We start from the raw sequence: 23,701 nt of genomic DNA, 5'->3' as shown, positions 1-23,701 counted from the left end.
TGGATTTTTTACGGCTATGCGGTTATGCTTAAGCTTGCTGCAAATCCGTGGGAGAAGTGAGTCTCACTACCGAAGGCGTAATCCTCTACCCGTAATCGCTCAGGTTCCTGTACTGCGGATGGCATAGCGGCTTAGTCACTATGCGTAGCACTCTGGAGAGATTCTAGCGATAGAACGCCGAAGGGGCGTGATTATGATTTACGATATTAGTAAGTGGGTACTAAAGTGGCAAACGTAAACCATAATGACATTCAACTCTCAGGCAATAGGACAGAGGGGTGGATCAATATGAATTCGGATTTGATATCGTCAAGTCGTCATGTTGTCACATTGCGTCAGTATATCTATATCTAACTTCAAAGGTTCCCCTATGTCAGATAATCAATCAACAACTCTTTTACAAACTGCGCTCCATCCTGTTCATGTGGCTGCCGGCGCCAAAATGGTCGACTTCGGTGGCTGGTCTATGCCGGTTTCTTACGGCTCACAAATCGAAGAACATAAAGCCGTTCGCGAACATGCGGGCATGTTCGATGTCTCTCACATGCTTAATGTCGATATTACGGGTCCAGATACGTACGCTTTCTTACGTCGTTTGCTTGGTAACGACGTCAGTAAAATTCATACTACCCCTGGCAAAGCGCTTTATGGCTGCATGCTCAATGAAGAAGGCGGCATTATTGATGATCTTATCACCTATTATTTTGATGATACACACTGGCGTTCCATCGTTAACGCTGGTTGCGCCGACAAAGATGTCAACTGGATGCAAAGTGTGATCGACAAAGAAGGTTTTGATGTCAAACTCACGACTCGTCGCGATCTCTCTTTAATTGCCATCCAAGGTCCTAAAGCTCGCGAAATCGTATGGCAAGTTCGTCCACAATGGCAAGCCGCGGCTGACCTCAAACCGTTTAATTCAATGGCCTTCGAGAATGGTCAAGTGGTCGTTGCTCGCACAGGTTACACCGGCGAAGACGGGGTCGAAGTGGCTCTACCGTCAGAACAAGTCGAACAATTTTGGCAAGATCTGCAACAAGCCGGCGTGCAACCTTGCGGCTTAGGTGCGCGAGACACATTACGCCTTGAAGCAGGTCTTAACTTGTATGGTTCAGATATGGATGAGAGCATCCAACCCACAGAAGCGGGACTGGCTTGGACCGTCGACAAAAAAGACGAAAGTCGTGACTTTATCGGTCGCAAAGCCTTGGAGAACCCACGCAAGCGTGCCTTCAAAGGTCTTAAACTCGAAGGTCGTGGTGTGATGCGTGCCCACATGAAAGTCAAAGTCGAAGGGGGTGAGGGCGAGACTACGAGTGGTACTATGTCACCAACCTTAGGCTACTCAATTGCGTTTGCACGTTTGCCAAGTGGCACCCCAGAAGGCGCTGAAGCCGAAGTTGAAATCCGTGGTAAATGGCTCAAGGCCACTGTTTGCAAACTACCATTTGTGCGCAACGGCAAAGCGGTTGTCAGTTAATATTACGTGTGGATCAAGTCGCCGATGATTTGATCCATTTTCTTATTTTAAAAATAGCTCTGAAATCAGGAGAAAACTATGTCTTTACCTACCGATCGTAAATATACCAGCTCACACGAATGGATCCAAAAAGAAGGGGATGTCTTTGTCGTCGGTATTACTGATGACGCCCAAGAGCAATTAGGCGATTTAGTCTTTGTTGGTGAAGTAGAAGTGGGTGCCAAACTGGGTGCCGAAGAACAGGCCGGTGTTGTTGAATCTGTCAAAGCGGCTTCCGACATTTATGCGCCAGTGGCTGGCGAAATCACTGAATTTAACGAAGCCCTTGATGCTGAACCTAACCTCATCAACGAGGATGCATATAAACATTGGATTTTCAAAATCAAACCTGACAATCCAGACGATTACGAGAATCTCTTAAGCCCAGAACAGTACGCTGACCAACAATAATCCCTACGGTTTTCAAAAGATAAGATTATGCTAAATACCCAACAAGATGTATCCAGAGGATTCATTCACAGGCATATTGGTCCTGCCGAAGAAGACTTGGCAAAAATGCTAAAAGTGGTGGGTACCGAGTCGCTAGATACACTAGTGGATGAAATTGTCCCTGCAAATATTCGACTCCAAGAACCCTTAGCACTGGATCCTGCTCGTAGCGAGGTCGATGTGCTGGCCGAAATTCGCCGCATCGCTCTTCAAAACAAGGTCTATCGTAATTACATTGGTCAAGGTTATTACGGTACGCTCGTACCTCATGTGATTCTACGCAACATCCTAGAAAATCCTGCTTGGTACACGGCTTATACCCCTTATCAACCAGAAATTTCCCAAGGTCGCCTTGAAGCCTTGTTGAATTTCCAAACAATGGTGGCCGATCTGACCGCTCTTGATATTGCCAATGCATCCTTATTGGATGAAGGGACGGCCGCTGCTGAAGCCATGACCTTGGCTAAGCGTGGTAGTCGCTCCAAAAGCAATGTCTTTTTTGTCTCTCAATTCTGTCATCCGCAAACTCAAGAAGTCATTAAAACCCGTGCCAAAGCCCTAGGCATCGAGGTTGTCGTGGGTGATGAACGCCGTGAATTGCCCGATGATTATTTTGCGGTGATTGTGCAATACCCACAAAGTCAAGGTGAAGTCGTTGATTACTCTGAATTAGCACAGACGGTTCATGACAAAAAAGCCTTGTTAATTGCAGCGACCGATTTACTCGCACTTTGTGTCTTGCAAGCCCCAGGTGAATGGGGCGCCGATATTGCTGTAGGTAATAGTCAGCGGTTTGGTGTGCCTTTAGGCTTTGGAGGCCCACACGCGGCGTTCTTAGCATGTAAAGATGCCTTCAAACGCAATATGCCAGGTCGTTTAGTCGGCGTCTCCAAAGACGCACAAGGCAATTACGCTTATCGATTGGCATTACAAACCCGTGAGCAACATATTCGTCGCGAAAAAGCCACGTCTAATATTTGTACAGCGCAGGCATTATTGGCGATCATGGCTAGCATGTATGCGATTTTCCACGGACCACAAGGTCTACGCAAAATCGCACAACGTGTCTATGGTAGTACGGCTGTGCTTAAGGCCGGTCTTGAAGCCTTAGGCTTGCAAGTCAAGACCCAACAGTTCTTCGATACGCTCACTATCGAATCTGAACAAACACCGCAAATTCTGAAAACTGCTGAGCAACATCAAATCAATCTGCGCGAATTAAGCGATCAAGCTTTTGCGATTTCTTTAGACGAGACAGTCACGCTTAAGGATTTGCAAGCGCTTTTAGATGTGATTGCAGAGGCGCTGGGGGCCACTAAACTAGAGGTGCAAGCGCTTGCCGACAAAGCGCCGCAAGAATTGCCATCAGAGATTGCTCGTCAGTCCGAGATTCTTGCGCATGAGATCTTCTCTAGCGTGCGCTCTGAAACGGATATGTTGCGTTATTTACGTCGCTTGGCCGACAAGGATTTGGCACTCGATCGTAGCATGATTCCGTTGGGTTCTTGCACCATGAAGCTCAATGCCACGACAGAAATGATGCCGATTACTTGGCCAGAATTTTCCAATATCCATCCTTTCGCCCCCAAAGACCAAACTCAGGGTTATGAGCAACTGATCAAGAAGTTATCAGCTGTGATGTGCGAAATTTCTGGTTATGATGGTTTTACGGTGCAACCGAACTCTGGTGCCCAAGGTGAATATGCAGGTTTATTAGCGATTCGCGCCTATCACCAAGCCAATGGCCAAGAGCAACGTCGCGTGTGTTTGATTCCTGCTTCGGCTCATGGAACCAATCCAGCCTCTGCGCATTTAGCCGGCATGGAGGTCGTGGTCGTAAAATCCGATGCCAACGGTAACGTCGATTTAGAAGATCTTGATCTCAAAATCGAAAAGGTCGGCGATACGTTAGCGGCGATTTTGATTACTTATCCATCTACCCATGGTGTGTTTGAAGAAAAAATCGTCGAAATCTGCGACAAGATTCACAAGGCAGGCGGTCAGGTTTACCTTGATGGTGCCAATATGAATGCCATGGTCGGCATTGCTAAACCAGGTAAATTTGGCTCTGACGTCTCACACTTTAACCTCCACAAAACCTTTTGTATTCCGCATGGCGGTGGTGGTCCTGGTGTCGGCCCGATTGGGGTTGGTAAACACTTGATTCCATATCTACCTGGTGTGGTCAATCGTCATGGCGAATTACACGATGCACCGGTGGGCCCAGTGGCTTCAGCCCCTTATGGATCAGCAAGTATTTTGCCGATTTCCTTAAGTTACATCCTCATGATGGGTCAAGAAGGCCTTCGCAAAGCGTCACAAGTGGCTTTGCTTAACGCCAACTATATTGCGACGCGCTTATCCGAACATTATCCAATCCTCTATAAGGGACGAAATGGCCGCGTAGCGCACGAGTGTATTCTTGATTTGCGGGGTATCAAACAGAGTGCGGGTGTGACCGTTGATGACGTTGCAAAACGCTTAATCGACTTCGGTTTCCATGCACCGACCATGAGTTTCCCTGTGCCAGATACCCTTATGGTTGAGCCGACAGAGTCTGAGAGCTTGGCAGAGTTGGATCGTTTCATCGATGCTATGATTCAAATTCGCACCGAAATCCAAAAAGTGGAAGACGGTGAGTTTGATGCCACAGACAATGTTTTACGCAATGCGCCGCATACGAGCGCCATGGCGAGTGCTGATGATTGGTCTCATCCATATACACGTAAGTCTGCGGTTTTCCCGCCGTCAGTCACATTGGAAGGTAAGTACTGGTCGCCTGTGGCACGCGTCGATAACGCCTACGGTGATCGCAATTTAATTTGCAGTTGCTTGCCGATTGAAGCCTATATGGATCAAGACTAAAGTCTTTGAGGCTGCTCTCATTGATTGCATGATTGCCAGACCTCTCAAAAACCCCTGCTGAGTACTTTTAATGTGCAAAGCAGGGGTTTTGTGTAAGATAAGCTTACGTTTAGTCACTTTTTGAGGAAAATGATGGAAAACAAAGTTAAAGAAGCGCAGGATTTACTGCAGCGTCAAGCTGCAGACTTGCAAGAACGCATTAAAAAACACCGTCCTTGGTACATTGGTTTGGGTGTTTTGTTATTGATTTTTAGTTTTATTTTATTGGGCTCGCTACCTTTTGCGACCTTGACGGCAGTGTATCTCTTTGGTTCTCTTATGATTTTAGGGGGGATTTTGCATGCGATTGCTGCTTTTAAATTCTTTAGTGGCGGCCGTTTTGTAATGTGGACCTTGATCGCCGTGTTATATATTGTTGCCGGTATTCTCGTCTTTAAGAATCCGCTCACAGCCGCCGCTTTTTTGACCTATTTCTTGGCGGCCGCCATGAGTATCATGGGGTTGATTCGAATCTTTGCCAGTTTTTCGATTAAGCCGGCTAAGGGTTGGGGCTGGATTTTGTTTTCAGGCATCCTTAGCGTGGTAACGGGTATATTGATTTTTAGTAGCGCCTTTTCAGTCTTTTGGGTACTAGGTTTATTCCTTGCACTCGATATGATGTTCCAAGGTATTAACTATTTAAGTATTGCGAGTTTGATTAATAAATAATCAAACACCTTGATCATCACCGCTGGACTCGCATTGACGCCAATAGGCTTTGGCAAAATAAGATTCCGGCGGTTTTTTGAGAACGGTGCTGATATAACGGCTAGCCACCATCAACGCCTCTACATCGATCCCCGTATCTAAGCCCAAGCCTCGTAACAAATAAAAAAGGTCTTCGGTGGCGACATTACCGGCAGCCCCCTTGGCATAGGGGCAACCGCCCAAACCAGCAATCGACGCGTCGAACGTACGCACCCCATAATCCAGCGAGGCATATATATTCGCAATTGCCATGCCGTAAGTGTTATGAAAATGTCCAGCCAGGTGTAGCATATCGAATTCAGTTTGGCACGCTTGCCATAAGGCTTGGACGCGATTGGGCGTTGCGCTACCGATAGTCTCGCCGAGCGAGACCTCATAACACCCTAAATCAAATAAGCGGCGGGTCACTTCAATGACTTTAGCGGGTTCGATGGCGCCCTCGTAGGGGCAATCAACGACACAAGACACATAACCTCTGACTTTGATATTATCGGCTTTAGCCGCTTCACACAGGGGGGCAAATTTGCTAAAACTTTCGGCTATAGAACAATTAATATTTTTGCGCGTAAAGCTTTCTGAGGCGGCGGTAAAAATGGCGACCTCTTGGCAACCCGCGGCTTTAGCGGCTTCATAACCTTGTAGATTCGGTGTCAATAAGGATAAGTCGATCTCTGGCACAGAGGGTAGGCTAGCAAAAAGCTCGGCACTACTGGCCATTTTGGGAACCCATTTGGGCGATACGCAAGCACCTACTTCAATGTGCTGTAAGCCAGTTTGCATTAAACGTAATATAAGTTGGCGCCGTTGTTCTAAACTAATGGCTCGGCTTTCATTTTGTAGGCCATCGCGAGCGCCGACTTCGACAATGTTGACATGATCAGTCATGGTTAGCCTCTGTATTTAGACTGAGTAATTCTTGGCCGCTTTGAACCTGATCATTGGGGCCAAAAAAGAGCTCCTCTACGACGCCATCAGCAGGAGCGAGGATGGAATACTCCATCTTCATTGCCTCCATGGTGATGAGTAAATCGTTTTTTTGTACGCTTTGTCCTTTGCTCACGAGCACCTGAGTGATGACCCCAGGCATAGGGGCTTTAAGGGCATTATCGATATCGCTCTCGGCCGCGCTATCTTGAATCGTAGGAAACGTAAATAAGTATTGCTCTGCACCGATAAAAATTCGCAAATATTCACCCGCGCGCCAACTAAAATGCACCTTAACCAATTGTTGTTGCAGACCAATCTGTGCGGTATGGGCATCGATGAGATGGCCCGCTATGCGCTGGTGCTCTGAATCTATATGCACCTCATAGGCTTGCTTGTCTTGAACAAAACAGACCTCAAACGGCTCCTGGTCAGCGATCAGTTCAAGTTTTATTGTGGGCGCTTGGTTGAGTCGCCAATGCGGAGCTTGCAGCCACAACGATGGGTTGTGTTGCTGTTGCTCATGCTGCGTTAGAAGTAGGGCGATAAACGCCGCTACTAACTTGATTTTTGAGCTGATGGGGGCTGTTTTGAATAAAAAGTCCTCTTGTTTGGCGATCAAGCCCGTATCCAATTGCGCTTGACTAAACGCTGGGCAAGTGGCGACACGACTTAAAAATTGGATATTATTACTCAGACCATCCAAGTGAAAATTGTTCAGTGCTTGCTGTAATTGCTTGAGCGCATTGTCACGATCAGCCCCCCAAACAATTAGCTTAGCGATCATGGGGTCGTAATAACTACTAATGCTATCCCCCTCGACAATACCGCTATCGATGCGTACATGAGCGCTAGTAGACGGGTAGTGCAAGTAATCGATGCGTCCCGTTGCAGGCATGAAATTATGCTCGGCATCTTCGGCATATATCCTGGCTTCTATCGCATGGCCATGCTGTTGAATTTGGGCCTGCTGTTTGGGTAAAGCTTCCCCGCTAGCAACACGTAACTGCCATTCGACTAAATCCTCACCAGTGATCATTTCGGTCACAGGATGTTCTACCTGAAGCCGTGTATTCATTTCCATGAAATAGGCCGTACCGTCTTGCTCGACAATAAATTCTATGGTGCCAGCACCGACATAATTGACGGCTAAGGCGGCATCAATGGCTGCCTGGTGCATTTGCTCAAGCTTGGTGGCGCTAATGTGCGGCGCTGGCGCTTCCTCAAGCACTTTCTGGTGACGTCGTTGCACAGAGCAATCGCGCTCGAACAAATGCACGCAATTGCCAAAACTATCGGCAAAAATCTGCACCTCGACATGACGCGGATTCTGTACATAACGCTCGATCAAGACCGTGTCGTTACCAAAACTCGATTGTGCTTCGCGCTTACATGCCGCCAACGCTTGTATAAAATCCGCACTCTGGGTGACTAAACTCATCCCCTTGCCGCCACCCCCAGCACTGGCTTTGATAAGGAGGGGATAGCCGATTTTGTCGGCTTCTTGATGCAGAAAGTCCGGATCCTGGTTGTCGCCATGGTAGCCAGGTGTTAAGGGAACGCCGGCCTGCGCCATTAAGGTTTTGGCGGTGCTTTTTAGGCCCATGGCCTGAATTGCTTCGGCACTCGGACCGATAAATACTAAGCCATGATTCGCACACGCTTGTGCAAATTCTGCATTTTCAGAGAGAAAACCATAGCCGGGGTGAATGGCTTGCGCACCGGCGCGTAAGGCGGCCTCAATGATGGCGTCAGCATTGAGATAACTCTGGCTGGAAGCGGCCTCACCAATACAGACAGCTTCATCAGCCTGAAGCACATGTTGGGCTTGGCTGTCTATACTGGAAAATACGGCTACCGTGCGTATGCCTAGGCGTTTGGCTGTGCGTATGACGCGGCAAGCGATTTCACCACGGTTAGCGATTAGAATTTTGTCAAACATCTTTAGGTTCCTTAAAGTTTTTGATTTCGCGGAACCAGGCGGCCTTGCGTCTTTCTAAAAAGGCCTGAAAACCTTCGCGAGCTTGCTCAGTTTGACGAAGATCGGCAATATGCTTGCTGGTATAGGCCGCTAATTCTTCATCAATAGGGCGATCTACGACGTGTGCGATCAGTTCTTTACTAGCACGAATAGCATATTCTGAGCCTTTGTAGATATGATTGATAAGAGCAGCGATTTCGGTGTCAAGCTGCTCTGGGCTGGTGACAATATGAGCAATGCCCAGTTTATTAGCGCGTTTGGCATTGATCAGTTCCCCTGTCAAAAAATAGCGACTGGCTTGGCGAGCACCAATGGCACGAATCACATAAGGGCTAATCGTCGAAGGTGCCAAGCCTAAACGCACTTCAGAAGTGGCAAAATGCGCTTGATCGGAGGCCACGCAAATATCACAGACTACCGCCAGACCAAAACCACCGCCTAGGGCTGCGCCTTGAACTCGAGCAATGGTAGGGCAGCGCATTTTGTCGAGAGTTGAGAACAATAAAGCCAAGCGTTGTGAATCGGCGTAATTGTCGGCCGCATCGGCCTGACCGGCTTCTTTCATCCAATTCAGATCAGCCCCCGCTGAAAAGGTCTTACCCTTACTGCCTAAGACCATGACACGGATGCTTTCATTGTTGTGAATATGATTAAGGCAATCCAGCAATTCTTCGATGATTTGCGGATTAAACGCATTATGCTTTTCGGGACGATTGAGCCAAACCTTAGCAATAGCACCGGTTTTTTTGTAGATAATATGTTGGTAATTCATGCTGCCTTCCTAAATCCTAAATATGCCAAAATGAGTATCTTGAATCGTTGCGTTTAAGGCGGCGGCCAGTCCTAGGCCAAGCACGTGACGGCTTTGTGCGGGGTCAATAACGCCATCGTCCCAAAGCCGTGCTGACGCATAATAGGGGTGTCCTTTACGCTCGTAATCGTCCTTGATGGGTTGCTTAAAGGCCTGCTCCTCGGTGTCTGACCAATCTTGATTCTTGGCCTGTAATTGCTCGCGCTTAATGGTGCTAAGCACACTAGCCGCTTGCTCGCCACCCATGACTGAGATTCTGGCATTGGGCCACATCCACAAAAAACGAGGGCGATAAGCGCGCCCGCACATACCGTAATTACCAGCGCCGTATGAGCCGCCCACAATCAAGGTCAGCTTCGGGACATTGGCATTGGCAACCGCCATCACTAGCTTAGCACCATGGCGCGCAATGCCTTCGTTTTCGTATTGTTTGCCGACCATAAAGCCCGTGATGTTTTGTAAAAACAATAAAGGAATGTGCCGTTGGCAACACAATTCAATAAAATGCGTGGCTTTTTGGGCCGATTCAGAAAATAAGATGCCGTTATTTGCAATAATGCCTACGGGCATACCGTAAATGCGCGCAAAGCCAGTGACAATAGTGGTGGCAAAACGGGCTTTGAATTCCTCAAAGCGAGAGCCATCGACTAAGCGGGCAATGATTTCTTTGATATCAAAGGGCTTGCGCGAATCACTCGGTATGATGCCGTATAAATCCTGGCTGGGATAAAGTGGCTCTTCATAATCGTGAGGGATAGGGTTCTTGGGCAAATTTAGATTACTCACGATGTCGCGCGTAATGGCCAGAGCGTGCTTATCGTTGTCGGCCAAATAATCAGCCACTCCAGAAATTCGTGTATGCACATCACCGCCTCCGAGGTCTTCGGCCGAAACCACTTCGCCCGTAGCGGCTTTTACTAGGGGCGGCCCCCCTAGGAAAATCGTGCCCTGGTTACGGACAATGACGGTTTCATCTGACATCGCCGGGACATAGGCGCCTCCGGCGGTACAACTGCCCATGACCACAGCAATCTGCGCAATACCTAGCGCTGACATGCGCGCTTGGTTGTAGAAAATCGCCCCAAAGTGATCCTGATCGGGAAAGACCTCATCTTGTAGCGGCAAATAGGCGCCCCCCGAATCCACCAAATAAATACAAGGAAGACGATTTTGTTCAGCAATCGCTTGCGCGCGAAGGTGCTTTTTGACCGTAAGCGGATAATAGGTGCCGCCTTTGACGGTGGCATCATTGGCCACAATCATGCAGGTAATGCCGTTGATTTGGCCAATACCAGCGACAATACCGGCGGCCGGGACCACGTCTTGGTAAACATCATAGGCCGCCAGTTGACTCAATTCCAAAAATGCAGAACCGCTATCGAGTAACTGAGCAATGCGATCACGCGCCAACAACTTACCCCGTTGTAAATGCTTTTGGCGTGACTGTTGTGAGCCGCCTTGGCTGATCAGTTGAATTTTTTCGTGCAGATCCTGCACCAAGCCTTGCATGGCTTGCGCGTTATCTTTGAAGGCTTGTGACTGGCGGTTGATTTGGCTATGTAAAATGTCCATGGCAGTCTTTATTTAGTTTCATTAAAAAGTTCACGACCAATCAACATCCGTCTGATTTCTGACGTGCCCGCGCCGATTTCGTAAAGTTTGGCATCACGCCACAAGCGACCGCAGGCATATTCGTTGATATAGCCATTGCCACCGAATAATTGAATGGTTTCGCCTGCCATCCAGGTGGCTTTTTCGGCGGCATATAAAATAGCGCTGGCGGCGTCCTTACGTTGGCTCCGATGATGGCTGTTTTGATCAAGCGCCCGTGCCACACCATAGACCAAGGCTTTGCAGGCTAGGGCTGTGGCGTACATATCTGCCAATTTCCCTTGAATTAATTGGAACTGGCCGATGGCCTGACCAAATTGTTGCCGTTCGTGAACATAGGGTAAGACCAAATCAAAACATGCATCCATAATGCCAAGCGGACCCGCGCTGAGCACAGCGCGTTCAAAATCCAAGCCACTCATGAGCACTTGCACGCCTTGATTAAGCTGTCCTAACACATGACTGGCAGGCACTTTGACATTGTCAAAAAAAAGCGGGTAGGTATTGGAGCCGCGCATGCCCAATTTGTCTAAATGGGAACCATGACTAAAACCAGGCATATCTTTTTCGATGATAAAGGCGGTGATGCCTTTGGGGCCAAGCTCGGGAGCAGTTTTGGCATAGACCACCACGACGTCGGCATCGCCACCATTGGTAATCCACATCTTGGAACCATTGAGCACAAAATAATCGTCTTTGGCTTGAGCCTGTAGTTGCATACTGACTACATCGGAACCGGCATTGGGTTCGGACATCGCGAGGGCGCCTATATATTCGCCAGAGATTAACTTGGGTAGGTATTTTTGTTTTTGGGCGTCGGAACCATTGCGTTTAATTTGGTTTACACAGAGATTTGAATGAGCGCCATAGGATAAGCCGACTGCTGCACTGGCGCGCGAGATTTCTTGCATGACGACGACATGGTCCAGATAACCGAGTCCCGCACCACCATATTGCTCGGGCACGGTGATTCCTAACAGGCCCATATCTCCAAGTTTACGCCAGAGATCAGCTGGAAAAAAATTCTCCTGCTCGATGCTGGCCGCCCGCGGGGCAATTTCACGTTGGCAAAATTCCGCCACTGCTTGGCGCAGTTGCAACGTGTCCTCACTCATTCCAAAATTTATACTTTGCAAGTCCATGATGTCTCCTCACGTTTAGGCATGAATTGCTGATTCATGATCTTTATATTACACAAGCTTGCAAAAAAAGTGAATAATGATTTAAAAAATTAAATATAATTCATTTGTTCAATGATTGAGAAATTTTTTATGGGTTACAAACGATCAAAATTAATGCAACGACGTTTGGCGGAAAATCGCCAAGCCATTTTAGACAGCACTAGACACTTATTAAGTCAAGGCGGTTTTGCCAATGCCTTAGTACACAATATTGCCGAAGACGCTGGGATTTCGAGTGGTCTGGTGTATCAGTATTTCAAAAACAAAAATGCCATTCTGATCGAAACACTACAGAGTGCCACCCAAAAAGAGGTGGATGTGTTGAGCGCTATTGCGAGTTCGGAGTTGAAGTCTGAGGATAAGCTTTATAAGGCCGTCAGAGTCTTTGTCAAACGTGCTCTCAATAACCCGCGACTCGCCTATGCGCTGATGTTTGAGCCGATTAATAGCGATCTCGAGTATGCGCGTTTTAATTGTAAAGAATTGCTCAAGCAGCAAATCCTCAAGATCGTCACGCAATGCTTAAAGCATAAGCATTACAGCGCAGGCAAGCTCAACACACTAGCACTATGTATTGTGGGCACTATGACGTATGCCGTGATTGAAGACTTGGATGGTGCGCAGGCGCAGACAGTCAGTACTAACCACAATACTAAAATCGCCGAGCAGGTTGCACAATTTAGTGTGGCAGCAATTCAAGCACAACAATAACGCGTTGCAAACATCAGCACTACCATACCAATAAACTTTGCACTACTTTTTATGAATGTCACTACAACTGGAGGCAAGCATGCATTCACAAAAAATCAGCTATAGTTCAGGCACGGGTACGACGCCATTGTGTGGCGTTACCATCGGTCAGCGGTTTGATGAGGTCTGTCAACAATTTGCGCAACAAGAAGCGCTTGTGAGTATTCACCAAGACAAGCGTTTTACCTATGCTGAGTTACATCAAGTCGTCGAAAATGTGGCGGCTAATTTATTGGCCATGGGCCTCAAACCAGGCGATCGATTGGCAATCTGGTCACCCAATTGTTGGGAATGGTCGGTGATTCAATTTGCAACTGCCAAGGCAGGAATTATCCTGGTTAATTTGAATCCCGCATATCGTGCCTTTGAGCTCGAATATGTACTCAACAAAGTCAGTTGTGTAGGGATAATTATTGCCCCCACCTTCAAGAGCACCAATTACGAGCAAATCCTCAGATCACTCGCCCCAGAATTAGCCACCTTATCCTCATCCACGTCCACGCCCTCTCTGGCTAAATTACCTTCACTCAAATATGTCATCAAACTGTGCAAAAGTGATGAGGGCGGGATACGTGATTTTGCTGATTTATTGCAGCCCGCCAGTGACGAGCACCTCTACAAATTACACCAAATAGAAAACACACTAGACTGCGACGATACAATCAATATCCAATTTACATCGGGCACCACAGGCCAACCCAAGGGTACGATGCTGACGCATCATGGCATGCTCAATAACGCGATTTTTGTGGGTCAACGGTTGGCACTCACTAGCCAAGATCGTTTATGCCTGCCGGTACCGTTGTTCCACTGTATTGGTATGGTATTGGGTACACTCACCGCTTGCTGTTATGGGGCGGCTTCCATCTATACCGATTATTCGTTTAATGTCAGCACCACACTCCAGGGCATTGAGTCCGAAAAATGCACCTCCATTAATGCCGTGCCAGCGATGTTGATTGCGATGTTAGATCATCCAGACTTCAAAAAATACAACTACCAAAGCCTGCGCACTGGTATTGCCGCCGGCAGCCCTTGCCCCAGAGAAATTATGGTGCGTGTCGTCAATCTCATGCACCTCAAAGACATCACGATTGCCTATGGTATGACAGAGACTTCGCCGGTGAGTATCCAAAGTTACGTTAATGACAGCATAGAAAAGCGGGTGAGTACCGTCGGTCGTGTGCAGGATCATATCGAGATCAAAATCATTAATGATCAAAACAAAATTGTGCCCTTAGGCGAAAGAGGTGAGCTCTGCGTACGCGGCTATTCCGTCATGGCCGGCTACTGGGACGACGAGGCCAAAACCCGAGAAGTGATTGACGAGCATGGCTGGATGCATACGGGCGATATTGCCCAGATGGATGAAGAAGGCTACGTGCAAATTACGGGTCGCATTAAGGACATGGTCATTCGGGGGGGCGAGAATTTATTCCCCAAAGAAATTGAAGAATTTTTATATAAGCATCCTGATATCGTCGATATTCAGGTGGTCGGCGTGCCTGATCCTAAGTACGGCGAGGAGCTATGTGCGTGCATTATCCTTAAATCAGAGGTTGAGCCCAATGAAGAGGGCATCAGGGAATTTTGCAAAAGCCAATTGTCTTTTCATAAGATCCCGCGCTACTTCCGATTCTATAAGGAATTCCCTATGACCGCCTCTGGTAAGATCCAAAAGTATCGCTTACGTGAAGCACTTATAGAGGAACTGCAGATCACCGCTACGGTGTTTGATAATCAGTCATAAGGCGTGAGCGTTTAGTCTGGCCACAGGGCGCGTATGGCGGCAATGCCATGGGCGCCATTTTTGTGCGCGAGCGCTAGATCCTGAGAGCCCAGGCCACCAATGGCATACACAGGGCAAGCCGCTTGCGTGGCCCATTCATGGAACTGTGGCCACCCTAAAGCAGCGCTGTGTGGATGGCTAGGGGTAGCTTGCACATGGCCGAGAACACAAAAATCGGCTTGCAGGACTTGCGCGTATAGGAGATCGGCCAGATTATGCGCCGAGACAGCCACCCATTTATCGTGCTCGAGCGGGCGCTGCTCGAGCAGTAAGGCGTCATTTGAACGTAACTGTACCCCGTCAGCGAGCTGCCACCAGGACTTAGGATGGGCGCTGTTGACCAGTAATTTGACCTGATGTTGGCGACAATACGCCAAAACTTCATCAAAAATCTCTTTGAGATTGGCAGCCTTAGGGCCTTGTGGCCATTGCGCTTGTCTAAACTGCAACATGCGAATCCCTTTGCTAATCAGTACGTGCAGTTGCTGCATAAATGCCTCTCGTTGCTCGTAAGCAAAGGCAGGTGTGACGGCATAATAATCAGGTAACTGGAGCCAACGCAAGGGGGCGACTGAAGCGGGTAATAATTGTCCTAATTGCTCAGCGTGTTGTGGTAAGGTCCAAGCAAATTGCTGATTCTCGAGCCCCTTGGGCTCGCCATGCCAAGCGGTCACCCTGCAAAACTCCAGTAAGACTCGGGTGCTTGGGTATTCGTAATGAAAAGTCACCCATGGGCGCGATTCAGTAATACAAATGTCGAGTTCTTCTTTAAGCTCACGAATGAGCGCGTCTTGCACAGTCTCGCCAACTTCGAGTTTGCCACCAGGAAACTCCCACCAACCGGCCCAAGGTTTATCGGCGGGTCGTTGCCCCAATAACACCTCACCTTTGTCATTGACAATGACGGCAATGGCACAATGAAAAAAAGGTTTTTGCTCGCGACTAAGCGGGGCGGTTTGCGAAGGTTCGGACATAAACGGGGAAGATTTTATTTGGATAAATGACGGGCGGCCCAATCACGGGCAAAGTGCTTGGCGACGCGACCTGAACGCGAGCCTCGCTCAAGCGTCCATTGTAGTGCTTCGGTACGACTCTCTGCAATTGCATCGGCCGGGCAGCCAAATTGCTCTAACCAATAGTAAACAATGCTGAGGTAATCCTCTTGTTTAAATGGATAAAAGGAAAGCCAAATGCCAAAGCGCTCAGAGAGTGAGATCTTTTCTTCGACAGTTTCTCCTGGATGGATTTCACCGTCTGACATGTGCTGATAGCTATCGTTATCGCTCATGCGTTCAGGCATGAGATGGCGACGATTCGAGGTGGCATAGACCAAGACATTATCCGCAGCGGCAGAGACAGTGCCATCAAGCACCGATTTGAGCGCCTTGTAACTGACTTCGCCCTCTTCGAAAGACAAATCATCACAGAAAATAATAAAGCGCTCTGGACGCTCACTGAGTACATCTACAATCTCGTTCAGGTCACCCAAATCGCTTTTGTCGACTTCCACTAGACGCAAACCTTGGCTCGCAAATTGATTTAGCATAGCCTTGACCAATGAACTCTTGCCGGTGCCACGGGCACCTGTCATGAGTACATTATTAGCGGGTTTGCCTTCGACAAAATGCTGCGTATTGCGCTCAATAATCGTTTTTTGGCGTTCAATATGCATTAAGTCAGCTGTTTCTATGGTATCAACATGCTTAATGGGCTCGAGCCAAGAGGTATTGTTACAAGTGCGCCAGCGGTAAGCGATGGCCCGCCAATCGTTCTGAGGAGGCACCGGCGGTAGCCAAGCCTGTAATTGCTGTAGCACTTGGTGGGCGCTGACGATGAGTTCAGATAAATTGGCTTGCGACATGGTAGATACCTTAGTGTGAATTAGGGCTAACAATAATGCGTGTTAAGAGAGACTGATAAGCACGCCATAGGTATGCCAAAAGGGTGCCATAGCTAGGGTTGACGCCAGCGATCAGGCCACGGTGCAGGTCGTCTTGCATATCGGTAGCTCTGATATTTTTCAAGACTTTGTAAAAAATCAACCTTATAATATAGACTTGTAATAGTCAATGCATAGTAATGCCAGCACTGGCATTACTATTATTTTTTAGTCATCTGGGGAAAGGTTTTGAGTATTATTGATATCATGAGTCCCATCAAGGCGGATATGCAGGCCGTCAATGGCGTGATTAGAGCACATCTTAATTCGGATGTCGTGATGATCCGCACCATTGGTGAATATATTATCAGTGCCGGCGGTAAGCGTCTTCGTCCAGCAATGGTACTCATGATCGCCAAAGCCTTAGGTTACCAGGAGGGTACACATCACCACGAATTGGCGGCGGTCGTCGAATTTATTCACACTTCCACCCTGTTACACGATGATGTGGTGGACGAGTCTGATATGCGTCGTGGCCGTCAGACAGCAAATGCGATCTTTGGTAATGCCGCCAGTGTGTTAGTGGGTGACTATTTGTATTCGCGCTCATTTGAGATGATGGTTGCGGTCGACTCCATGGAAGTCATGCGAGTGCTCTCGGCCGCCACCACCGTCATCGCCGAAGGTGAAGTCCTGCAATTACTCAATATTCACGACCCAGATGTCACCATCGAGCGCTATATGCAAGTCGTGCGCTACAAAACGGCCAAACTCTTTGAAGCAGCGGCCGAAATTGGCGCAATTATCGCTAATGTTAGCCCTGAGCAGCGCCAAGCGGCCGCCGATTACGGCCGCCATGTGGGCACGGCTTTCCAATTGATTGATGATGTTCTTGACTATTCTGGTCAGGCCGAGGCCCTCGGCAAAAACGTCGGAGATGATTTACGAGAAGGTAAACCGACGCTACCACTCATTCGTGTCATGGAAAATGGCACGCCCGAACAAAGTGCACTGATCAAAGAAGCCATCCGTAAGGGCGATGCCGATTTTGCGCAAATCGCCGCTGCCATTACTAGCACAGACGCCCTAGCGTTTACCCGTGCTCAAGCCGAGGCTGAGGCTCACAAAGCAGAACAAGCTTTACAATATTTCCCTGAGTCTGACTACAAAAATGCTTTGTTGGCACTCAGTAAATTTACGGTAGCACGCGACCGTTAATCAGCTAAAAACATTCATTATTTTTCGTTAAGTCCCTTAAGTGTTTTCCCTTAACGGAGGTATTTTAGCTCGTCCATTACCAACTTTAATTACAAGGAATTTTTATGCCCGACTATCGCTCCAAACGATCCACTCATGGCCGTAATATGGCAGGGGCACGCGCTTTATGGCGTGCCACTGGTGTTACCGATGCAGATTTTGGTAAGCCTATTATTGCTGTGGTCAATTCTTTTACACAATTTGTACCTGGTCATGTACACCTGAAGGATATGGGGCAACTGGTTGCACGGCAAATTGAGGCGGCCGGCGGTATCGCCAAAGAATTCAATACCATTGCTGTCGACGATGGCATTGCCATGGGGCATTCAGGCATGTTGTATTCTTTGCCGTCACGTGAATTAATCGCTGATTCAGTCGAATACATGGTCAATGCGCATTGTGCCGACGCCATGGTCTGTATTTCTAACTGTGACAAAATCACTCCCGGTATGTTGTTAGCTGCGTTGCGTCTAAATATACCCGTGGTATTTGTCTCGGGTGGTCCTATGGAAGCAGGCAAAGTGCAAGCAGAGGGTGAACAAAAAATCATTAAACTGGATTTGGTCGACGCCATGATTATGGCGGCCGATAGCAATGTCTCAGATGCTCAGACCGAAGCAGTCGAACAAAACGCCTGTCCGACCTGTGGTTCCTGTTCAGGCATGTTTACGGCTAACTCTATGAACTGTCTGACCGAAGCGCTGGGGCTCTCTTTACCAGGCAATGGCAGTTTGTTAGCGACGCATGCTCGCCGTAAACAACTGTTCTTAGATGCTGGTAATTTAGTAGTGGAACTTTGCAAGCGCTATTACGAACAAGGTGATGACTCTGTTTTGCCTCGTCGCATTGCTACGAAGCCTGCCTTCGAAAATGCCATGTCTCTCGATGTAGCGATGGGCGGCTCGACCAATACCGTTTTACACCTTTTGGCCGCGGCTCAAGAAGCTGGCGTAGATTTCACCATGGCCGATATCGATAGGATTTCTCGTCATGTGCCTTGTCTTTGCAAGGTTGCACCGGCAACCAACAAATACCACATGGAAGACGTGCACAGAGCTGGCGGAGTGTTAGGCATTTTGGCAGAGCTAAATCGTGCTAATTTGCTCGATACCTCCGTTTCAAGTATTCATGCGCCTAGTCTAGGCCATGCTCTACAACAATGGGATGTGTTGAGCGATCAGGCGCTAGACGAAGCTAAACAACGCTTTTTGGCGATGCCAGGCGGTGTACGTACGACTCAGGCCTTTAGCCAAGAGCGTTATTATCCTAGCCTTGACTTAGATCGCGCCAACGGCTGTATTCGTGATCGTGCTCACGCCTATTCCCAGGATGGTGGCTTAGCCGTGCTTTACGGTAATCTCGCCGAAAATGGCTGTATCGTAAAAACTGCCGGTGTCGATGAAAGTATTCTTACCTTCACGGGCAAAGCCGTTATTTTTGAGAGTCAAGAAGAGGCTACCGAAGGGATCCTGAATGATCAGGTCCAAGCGGGTGATGTTATTATCATTCGCTACGAAGGTCCAAAAGGAGGGCCTGGTATGCAGGAGATGTTGTATCCGACGTCTTACATTAAATCCAAGGGTCTAGGCAAAGAGGTCGCACTCTTTACAGATGGGCGCTTTTCTGGGGGCTCCTCAGGGTTAGTGATTGGTCATGCTTCTCCAGAAGCCGCAGAGGGTGGTACCATTGCTCTGGTCGAAAGTGGTGACGTGATTCACATCGATATCCCGAATCGTCGCATCCACCTTGATGTGCCAGAGTCTGAGTTAGCCGCTAGAAAGCTAGCCATGTTGGCCAAAGGAGCCCAAGCTTGGCGACCTGCAACACGTCAACGGGTGGTTTCACAAGCCTTGCGTGCTTATGCAGCAATGGCGACCTCGGCCGATCGTGGTGCCGTGCGTGACGTCAGTCAAATTGAACCCAAATAAACACTGTGCGCCTGTGGCAAATGGTTGATGTTGTCACTGTTTGACAGGATGAAGAGCTAAACCCCTGCCTTGGAGCAGGGGTTTAGTGTCTGAGCTCGCCCAGAATAATCACCATGGCTCCACCCAGCGTGAGTGTGACACCAATCAGATCGGTGACACTAGGGCTGACATGATCGACGAGCCAGAGCCAGAATAGAGAAACCAACACATAAACACCCCCATACGCGGCGTAGACACGCCCAGGGCTACTATCGTGCAAGGTCAATAAATAGCCAAAAAGGGCTAAGCTGAGTACGGCGAGTAGGCCAAATAACAGCGGCTGCTGCTTTTGGCTCAATTGCAAAATGCTATAGCACCCCAGAATTTCAAAAAAAGCCGTGATGGCATATAAAAGCAGACTAACAAGCATGTTCAAGCATGGTCCGAAAGGTAAGATTAATGCGTGCTTGATGGATTTTTTTGCTGGCAGGTAAACTGTGCCACCAGTGTTCTTGGACTGTACCAGCCATGACGAGTAAACTACCGTGAGGCAAACTAAAACTAAGTTTTTCTTGTGTGCTTTTGTGCTTGAAAACAAAGCGCCTTTCAGCCCCCAGACTGAGAGAGGCAATCGCCGCGTTTTTTTGCAGACTACTTTCGTTATCACTATGCCAGCCCATGGCCTCACTACCATTATGATATAAATTTGCCAAACAACTATTAAAGTCACAAGCACAGAGACGTTGGATATGCTGTTTGATGCGTTGCAGCGTTGGCGTCCAAGGTTGAGCTTGTCGCAAGAAACCCGCGTATTTATAGCTATAGGCCTTATCACCATGCCAGCTACTTAGGCGCTTGGTGATATGGGTTTTGCCAAAGAGGCGGATGTGCTCGGCTTGCCAATTGAGCTCAGTCAGCAAGTTTGCAAATAAATCATCCGCCTCGCTAGGCGTATAAATCACACCATAGTCATAGACTTCGCCCTCGTAAGGCAGGCGATTGATGAGCGAGGCGGGGGCGGTATGATTTGAGTTCATCACAAGCGTCATTTGGGGGCTGGGTTAATTAGTCCTTGCTAACCACTATTCCGAAGGCCCGAAGCAATCCCATTAATGGTCAACAGTACACTTTTGCGAAGATTAAGCAGATCCTGAGCATTGTCTTGCTCATTGTTACTATGGCGCAGTAACCGTAAAACCTCCACTTGTAGGTAATTGAGCGGATCAATATACGCAAAGCGCTCTTGTAAGGACTGTGCCAATTCAGGATCATCACTTAACAAATCGCCGCCGTTAATAATGGCAATCATCTTGAGGGTTAGCTCGTATTCTTTTTCGAGTTTACCAAAGATGCGGTTACGTAATGCTTGATCATGTACCAAGGTGCTGTAGTGGCGAGCAATCTCCAGGTCTGATTTGGCCAAGACCATTTCTGTGTTGGATAATAAAGTCTTAAAGAAAGGCCAATGTTGACTCATATATTGCAATTTAGCGATGCGCTCAGCGCTACTTAATTTTGAATCGGGCAACCCTTTTTCGATATAGGTGCTGAGCGCTTGACCCATGCCATACCAGCCAGGGATCATGAGGCGACATTGAGCCCACGAAAAACTCCACGGTATGGCTCGTAAGGCACTGATTTGCGCCTTGGCTTTGCGTGAGGAAGGACGTGATCCAATGTTCAAGTTCGCAATCTCTGTGACGGGTGTAGACTCAAAAAAGTATTGCTCAAAACCCTCGGTGCCATAGACTAAGTCACGGTAATGTTGCTCAGAAATCGTCGACAAAAAAGCGGTAATCTTCTGAAAATCTTGTTCTTGTTCGGCGCTGACTTTTTGGCTGCTCAGTAAGCTGGCTTGCAGAGTGGCCGCGACTAACTGCTCGAGACTGCGTAAACCAGCACTAACGGTTTTGTATTTGGATTGGATCACTTCGCCTTGTTCGGTCAAGCGAATTTGACCATTCACAGTGCCGGCGGGCTGCGCCAAAATCGCATCAAAACTAGAGCCGCCGCCACGACCGACAGACCCGCCGCGGCCATGGAATAAACGCAAACGGATATGGTGTTTTTTAAATACTTTGACCAGGGCGAGTTCTGTTTTGTACAAAGACCAGTTGGAGGTCAGATAACCGCCATCTTTGTTGCTGTCGGAGTAACCTAACATCACCTCTTGGATGCCGTCTTGAGTTTCTTGGATCCGTTGTTTGACGGCATCGATTGACAACCAATTATCCATGATGGTAGCGGCGGCTTCTAGGTCAGGAATGGTCTCAAACAAAGGCACCACTAATAACCCATCGTGATTTGCAAAAGGCATGATTTGGCCTTTGCTATCACGTTGCATGGTCAGCAAGCCTGTTTCTTGTTGCAAGACCAAGACTTCGAGCAAGTCACTAAGGGTTTCAGTATGTGAAACAATGCTTTGGCGCAGTGCACGATGACCGTAGATTTTACGAATTTTGGCAGCCGTTCTGAGGATGTCTAACTCTTTTTCGGTTTCGGGATGATAGGTTTGCCAACGTGAGACTAAAGGACGATTGTGCTTGAGTTCTTGAAGTAAGAGCTCGACCCGCTCGGCTTCTGACAGTTGATCATAGGCGATGGCTTTGCCCTGGTGTTGCAAACCACTGCGATAATAAATATCGGTAAACACACGCTCATGTACGTCAGAGCTTTGGCGTAAGTCAATGGTCGCCAAATGAAAACCAAAAATACGTACAGCATAGATTAAATCCTGTACATACAGGCTATAAATATGCTCTGCACCATTGGCGAGCAGTGATTCGGCAATGATTTCTAGATCTTTAAGAAATTCGTCCGCTGATTGATAAGGTTGAGCCAGTGCCGCTTGTTTTTTGTGGATATGGCCTTGCGTGAGGACTTTGGCACTGGCGCATAAACGTGCATAAATCCCAATGGCCGCGCGCCTGTACAACTCATCGACACGATGCTTAGATTGGTCGTGACTGGCTTGGGCTAAGTGTTTTAGTTCCTCGGACACTTCGGTATTGAGAATACTGACAGAGAGCTCATTGGCTAATTGGCGGACTTCTTGTAAATAAAAAGTAAACACCGTCGAGGCTTGTTGTAAAACCGCCTGCTGTAAGGTTTTTTCATCGACAAAAGGATTGCCATCGCGATCACCACCAATCCAGGAACCCATATTCAGAAAATTCGGTAGTACTTGTTCCTTGTTGAGACCTAATTGCTTGGCTAGCAGACGATAGAGCAAGGGGATGGCTCTAAAAAAAGTCGAGTCAAAGTAGTTCAGTGCGTTACTGATTTCGTCTTCTACAGTGAGCTTTTCGGAGCGTAGCATGCGTGTTTGCCATAGCAGTTGAATATAGCCCGTGAGCTGCGCGGTGATGTCTTCTTGGTCTTGTGATTGTTGTTGCAACGCCTGTAGGCGCTCGGCAATATGATGATGTAAATCTAAGGTGCTTTTGCGTTGAACTTCGGTGGGATGAGCCGTAAGGACGGGCACAATCAGACTATGCGCCAAAAAATCGAGCAATTGTGCATTGTCATAGCCATGTTGATGTAGCTTCGTGAGTGTATGCGCGATACTATGAGCTTGTTCGTTGGCACTAGGGGGTGTCACTTGGTGCTGACGGTCTTCTGCAATATTCGATAAATGTAAAAAATAACTAAAGGCACGACAGATGAGCTTGATGTCCTGCGGCGAGAGTTGTTTGACTTTGTCGTTTAAACTCTGAAAATCAATGCGTTGGCCTTGACGGCGACGACTGACGGCATTGCGTCGCAGCATTTCAACGTGGTTGTAAAGTTCCTCGCCGTTGCTTTGTTTGAGCGCCTGCCCCAAAAGTCGCCCGAGCAAGCGAATATCTGCTTTGAATTCTTGGTTTGATGGAGTATGTGCAAGCATGAAACACCTCAAGTCCATAGTGACAAGCCGTGGCAATTGGGCTAATCACACGGGATTAAAAAACGTGGGATATTTTTTAGTATAAGCAGTTGCCTGATACTTATCAAAAACCTTTGCTAATTCTAGGTATAAGCGATTAGACGT

At 48.0% G+C, this 23,701-nt stretch carries 18 protein-coding genes and 2 riboswitches; of the genes, 8 read left to right on the top strand and 10 right to left on the bottom strand.

Annotation, left to right across the window (positions count from 1 at the left end):
* Positions 1-38: 38 nt before the first annotated feature.
* A riboswitch (glycine riboswitch) is annotated at positions 39-125 on the top strand.
* A gap of 17 nt (positions 126-142) precedes the next feature.
* Positions 143-284: riboswitch (glycine riboswitch) on the top strand.
* Positions 285-370: 86 nt separating this feature from the next.
* The 4 genes from gcvT (at position 371) to Q335_RS0101905 (ending at position 5,542) form a co-directional block, all read left to right on the top strand.
* A complete protein-coding gene (gene gcvT / locus Q335_RS0101920) occupies positions 371-1,480 on the top strand; it encodes a glycine cleavage system aminomethyltransferase GcvT (protein WP_028357192.1) in 1,110 nt (369 codons plus the stop codon).
* 78 nt (positions 1,481-1,558) lie between these two features.
* Complete coding sequence (gene gcvH / locus Q335_RS0101915; protein WP_028357191.1) at positions 1,559-1,930, top strand: glycine cleavage system protein GcvH; 372 nt, start codon at positions 1,559-1,561, stop codon at positions 1,928-1,930.
* Between the two features lie 27 nt (positions 1,931-1,957).
* Positions 1,958-4,834: an aminomethyl-transferring glycine dehydrogenase gene (gene gcvP, locus Q335_RS0101910; RefSeq protein ID WP_028357190.1), complete on the top strand. Its 2,877-nt coding sequence runs from the start codon at positions 1,958-1,960 to the stop codon at positions 4,832-4,834.
* A gap of 129 nt (positions 4,835-4,963) precedes the next feature.
* Positions 4,964-5,542 carry an HdeD family acid-resistance protein gene (locus tag Q335_RS0101905; RefSeq protein WP_211248236.1) on the top strand — a complete coding sequence of 193 codons (579 nt, stop codon included), beginning with the start codon at positions 4,964-4,966 and terminating at the stop codon, positions 5,540-5,542.
* On the opposite strand, the gene Q335_RS0101900 is transcribed toward Q335_RS0101905, so the two are convergent.
* From Q335_RS0101900 to Q335_RS0101880, 5 genes are read right to left on the bottom strand one after another with little or no spacing between them, the layout of a single operon-like run.
* On the bottom strand, positions 5,543-6,466 hold the full coding sequence (locus Q335_RS0101900; RefSeq protein ID WP_028357188.1) for a hydroxymethylglutaryl-CoA lyase: 924 nt from the start codon (positions 6,464-6,466) through the stop codon (positions 5,543-5,545).
* Positions 6,459-8,447 carry an acetyl/propionyl/methylcrotonyl-CoA carboxylase subunit alpha gene (locus tag Q335_RS0101895; protein ID WP_028357187.1) on the bottom strand — a complete coding sequence of 663 codons (1,989 nt, stop codon included), beginning with the start codon at positions 8,445-8,447 and terminating at the stop codon, positions 6,459-6,461. Before Q335_RS0101895 ends, Q335_RS0101900 begins: the two co-directional genes overlap by 8 nt.
* Positions 8,440-9,258 (bottom strand): enoyl-CoA hydratase-related protein, encoded by an 819-nt coding sequence (locus tag Q335_RS0101890; RefSeq protein WP_028357186.1) that lies wholly within the window; start codon positions 9,256-9,258, stop codon positions 8,440-8,442. The genes Q335_RS0101895 and Q335_RS0101890 overlap by 8 nt, the downstream gene beginning before the upstream one ends.
* A 9-nt stretch (positions 9,259-9,267) precedes the next feature.
* A complete protein-coding gene (locus Q335_RS0101885; RefSeq protein ID WP_028357185.1) occupies positions 9,268-10,869 on the bottom strand; it encodes a carboxyl transferase domain-containing protein in 1,602 nt (533 codons plus the stop codon).
* Between the two features lie 8 nt (positions 10,870-10,877).
* Positions 10,878-12,050, bottom strand: a complete 1,173-nt coding sequence (locus tag Q335_RS0101880) for an isovaleryl-CoA dehydrogenase (protein ID WP_028357184.1) — start codon at positions 12,048-12,050, stop codon at positions 10,878-10,880.
* Between the two features lie 129 nt (positions 12,051-12,179).
* Between Q335_RS0101880 and Q335_RS0101875 the strand changes: the two genes are divergently transcribed.
* Positions 12,180-12,800, top strand: a complete 621-nt coding sequence (locus Q335_RS0101875; RefSeq protein WP_028357183.1) for a TetR/AcrR family transcriptional regulator — start codon at positions 12,180-12,182, stop codon at positions 12,798-12,800.
* A 79-nt stretch (positions 12,801-12,879) separates the two neighbouring features.
* Complete coding sequence (locus Q335_RS0101870; RefSeq protein WP_028357182.1) at positions 12,880-14,589, top strand: AMP-binding protein; 1,710 nt, start codon at positions 12,880-12,882, stop codon at positions 14,587-14,589.
* A gap of 11 nt (positions 14,590-14,600) precedes the next feature.
* On the opposite strand, the gene Q335_RS0101865 is transcribed toward Q335_RS0101870, so the two are convergent.
* Together Q335_RS0101865 and Q335_RS0101860 are read right to left on the bottom strand one after the other, a co-directional pair.
* The gene (locus tag Q335_RS0101865; protein WP_084493500.1) at positions 14,601-15,602 is read right to left on the bottom strand and encodes a Nudix family hydrolase; all 1,002 of its coding nucleotides are present in this window, start codon (positions 15,600-15,602) and stop codon (positions 14,601-14,603) included.
* Positions 15,603-15,616: 14 nt separating this feature from the next.
* Positions 15,617-16,489, bottom strand: a complete 873-nt coding sequence (locus Q335_RS0101860; RefSeq protein WP_028357180.1) for an ATP-binding protein — start codon at positions 16,487-16,489, stop codon at positions 15,617-15,619.
* 267 nt (positions 16,490-16,756) lie between these two features.
* On the opposite strand from Q335_RS0101860, the gene ispB reads away from it, so the two are divergent.
* Positions 16,757-17,725 (top strand): octaprenyl diphosphate synthase, encoded by a 969-nt coding sequence (gene ispB, locus Q335_RS0101855; RefSeq protein WP_028357179.1) that lies wholly within the window; start codon positions 16,757-16,759, stop codon positions 17,723-17,725.
* Positions 17,726-17,829: 104 nt separating this feature from the next.
* The gene (gene ilvD, locus Q335_RS0101850; protein WP_028357178.1) at positions 17,830-19,692 is read left to right on the top strand and encodes a dihydroxy-acid dehydratase; all 1,863 of its coding nucleotides are present in this window, start codon (positions 17,830-17,832) and stop codon (positions 19,690-19,692) included.
* An 82-nt stretch (positions 19,693-19,774) separates the two neighbouring features.
* On the opposite strand, the gene Q335_RS0101845 is transcribed toward ilvD, so the two are convergent.
* Genes Q335_RS0101845 through ppc form a run of 3 tightly spaced genes read right to left on the bottom strand, consistent with a single transcriptional unit; the run spans position 19,775 to position 23,557 of the window.
* Positions 19,775-20,101: a YnfA family protein gene (locus tag Q335_RS0101845; RefSeq protein ID WP_038369216.1), complete on the bottom strand. Its 327-nt coding sequence runs from the start codon at positions 20,099-20,101 to the stop codon at positions 19,775-19,777.
* On the bottom strand, positions 20,091-20,708 hold the full coding sequence (locus Q335_RS0101840; protein ID WP_051532228.1) for an alpha-ketoglutarate-dependent dioxygenase AlkB family protein: 618 nt from the start codon (positions 20,706-20,708) through the stop codon (positions 20,091-20,093). The genes Q335_RS0101845 and Q335_RS0101840 overlap by 11 nt, the downstream gene beginning before the upstream one ends.
* A 38-nt stretch (positions 20,709-20,746) precedes the next feature.
* Entirely contained in the window at positions 20,747-23,557 is a 2,811-nt protein-coding gene (ppc, locus tag Q335_RS0101835; protein WP_028357175.1) for a phosphoenolpyruvate carboxylase, read from the bottom strand.
* Positions 23,558-23,701: the final 144 nt, after the last annotated feature.

It is taken from the genome of Brackiella oedipodis DSM 13743 (assembly GCF_000621025.1).
In the GTDB taxonomy this organism is placed as follows: Bacteria; Pseudomonadota; Gammaproteobacteria; order Burkholderiales; family Burkholderiaceae_B; genus Oligella; species Oligella oedipodis.
This window is presented reverse-complemented; position numbering and strand designations above follow the sequence as displayed.

Coding starts and splice junctions, on each gene's coding strand:
- Q335_RS0101905 (WP_211248236.1), top strand. CDS start 4,964: ATGATGGAAAACAAAGTTAAAGAAGCGCAGGATTTACTGCAGCGTCAA.
- Q335_RS0101895 (WP_028357187.1), bottom strand. CDS start 8,447: ATGTTTGACAAAATTCTAATCGCTAACCGTGGTGAAATCGCTTGCCGC.
- Q335_RS0101890 (WP_028357186.1), bottom strand. CDS start 9,258: ATGAATTACCAACATATTATCTACAAAAAAACCGGTGCTATTGCTAAG.
- Q335_RS0101900 (WP_028357188.1), bottom strand. CDS start 6,466: ATGACTGATCATGTCAACATTGTCGAAGTCGGCGCTCGCGATGGCCTA.
- Q335_RS0101845 (WP_038369216.1), bottom strand. CDS start 20,101: ATGCTTGTTAGTCTGCTTTTATATGCCATCACGGCTTTTTTTGAAATT.
- gcvP (WP_028357190.1), top strand. CDS start 1,958: ATGCTAAATACCCAACAAGATGTATCCAGAGGATTCATTCACAGGCAT.
- Q335_RS0101875 (WP_028357183.1), top strand. CDS start 12,180: ATGGGTTACAAACGATCAAAATTAATGCAACGACGTTTGGCGGAAAAT.
- Q335_RS0101860 (WP_028357180.1), bottom strand. CDS start 16,489: ATGTCGCAAGCCAATTTATCTGAACTCATCGTCAGCGCCCACCAAGTG.
- Q335_RS0101840 (WP_051532228.1), bottom strand. CDS start 20,708: ATGAACTCAAATCATACCGCCCCCGCCTCGCTCATCAATCGCCTGCCT.
- gcvH (WP_028357191.1), top strand. CDS start 1,559: ATGTCTTTACCTACCGATCGTAAATATACCAGCTCACACGAATGGATC.
- gcvT (WP_028357192.1), top strand. CDS start 371: ATGTCAGATAATCAATCAACAACTCTTTTACAAACTGCGCTCCATCCT.
- ilvD (WP_028357178.1), top strand. CDS start 17,830: ATGCCCGACTATCGCTCCAAACGATCCACTCATGGCCGTAATATGGCA.
- Q335_RS0101870 (WP_028357182.1), top strand. CDS start 12,880: ATGCATTCACAAAAAATCAGCTATAGTTCAGGCACGGGTACGACGCCA.
- Q335_RS0101865 (WP_084493500.1), bottom strand. CDS start 15,602: ATGTCCGAACCTTCGCAAACCGCCCCGCTTAGTCGCGAGCAAAAACCT.
- Q335_RS0101880 (WP_028357184.1), bottom strand. CDS start 12,050: ATGGACTTGCAAAGTATAAATTTTGGAATGAGTGAGGACACGTTGCAA.
- ppc (WP_028357175.1), bottom strand. CDS start 23,557: ATGCTTGCACATACTCCATCAAACCAAGAATTCAAAGCAGATATTCGC.
- Q335_RS0101885 (WP_028357185.1), bottom strand. CDS start 10,869: ATGGACATTTTACATAGCCAAATCAACCGCCAGTCACAAGCCTTCAAA.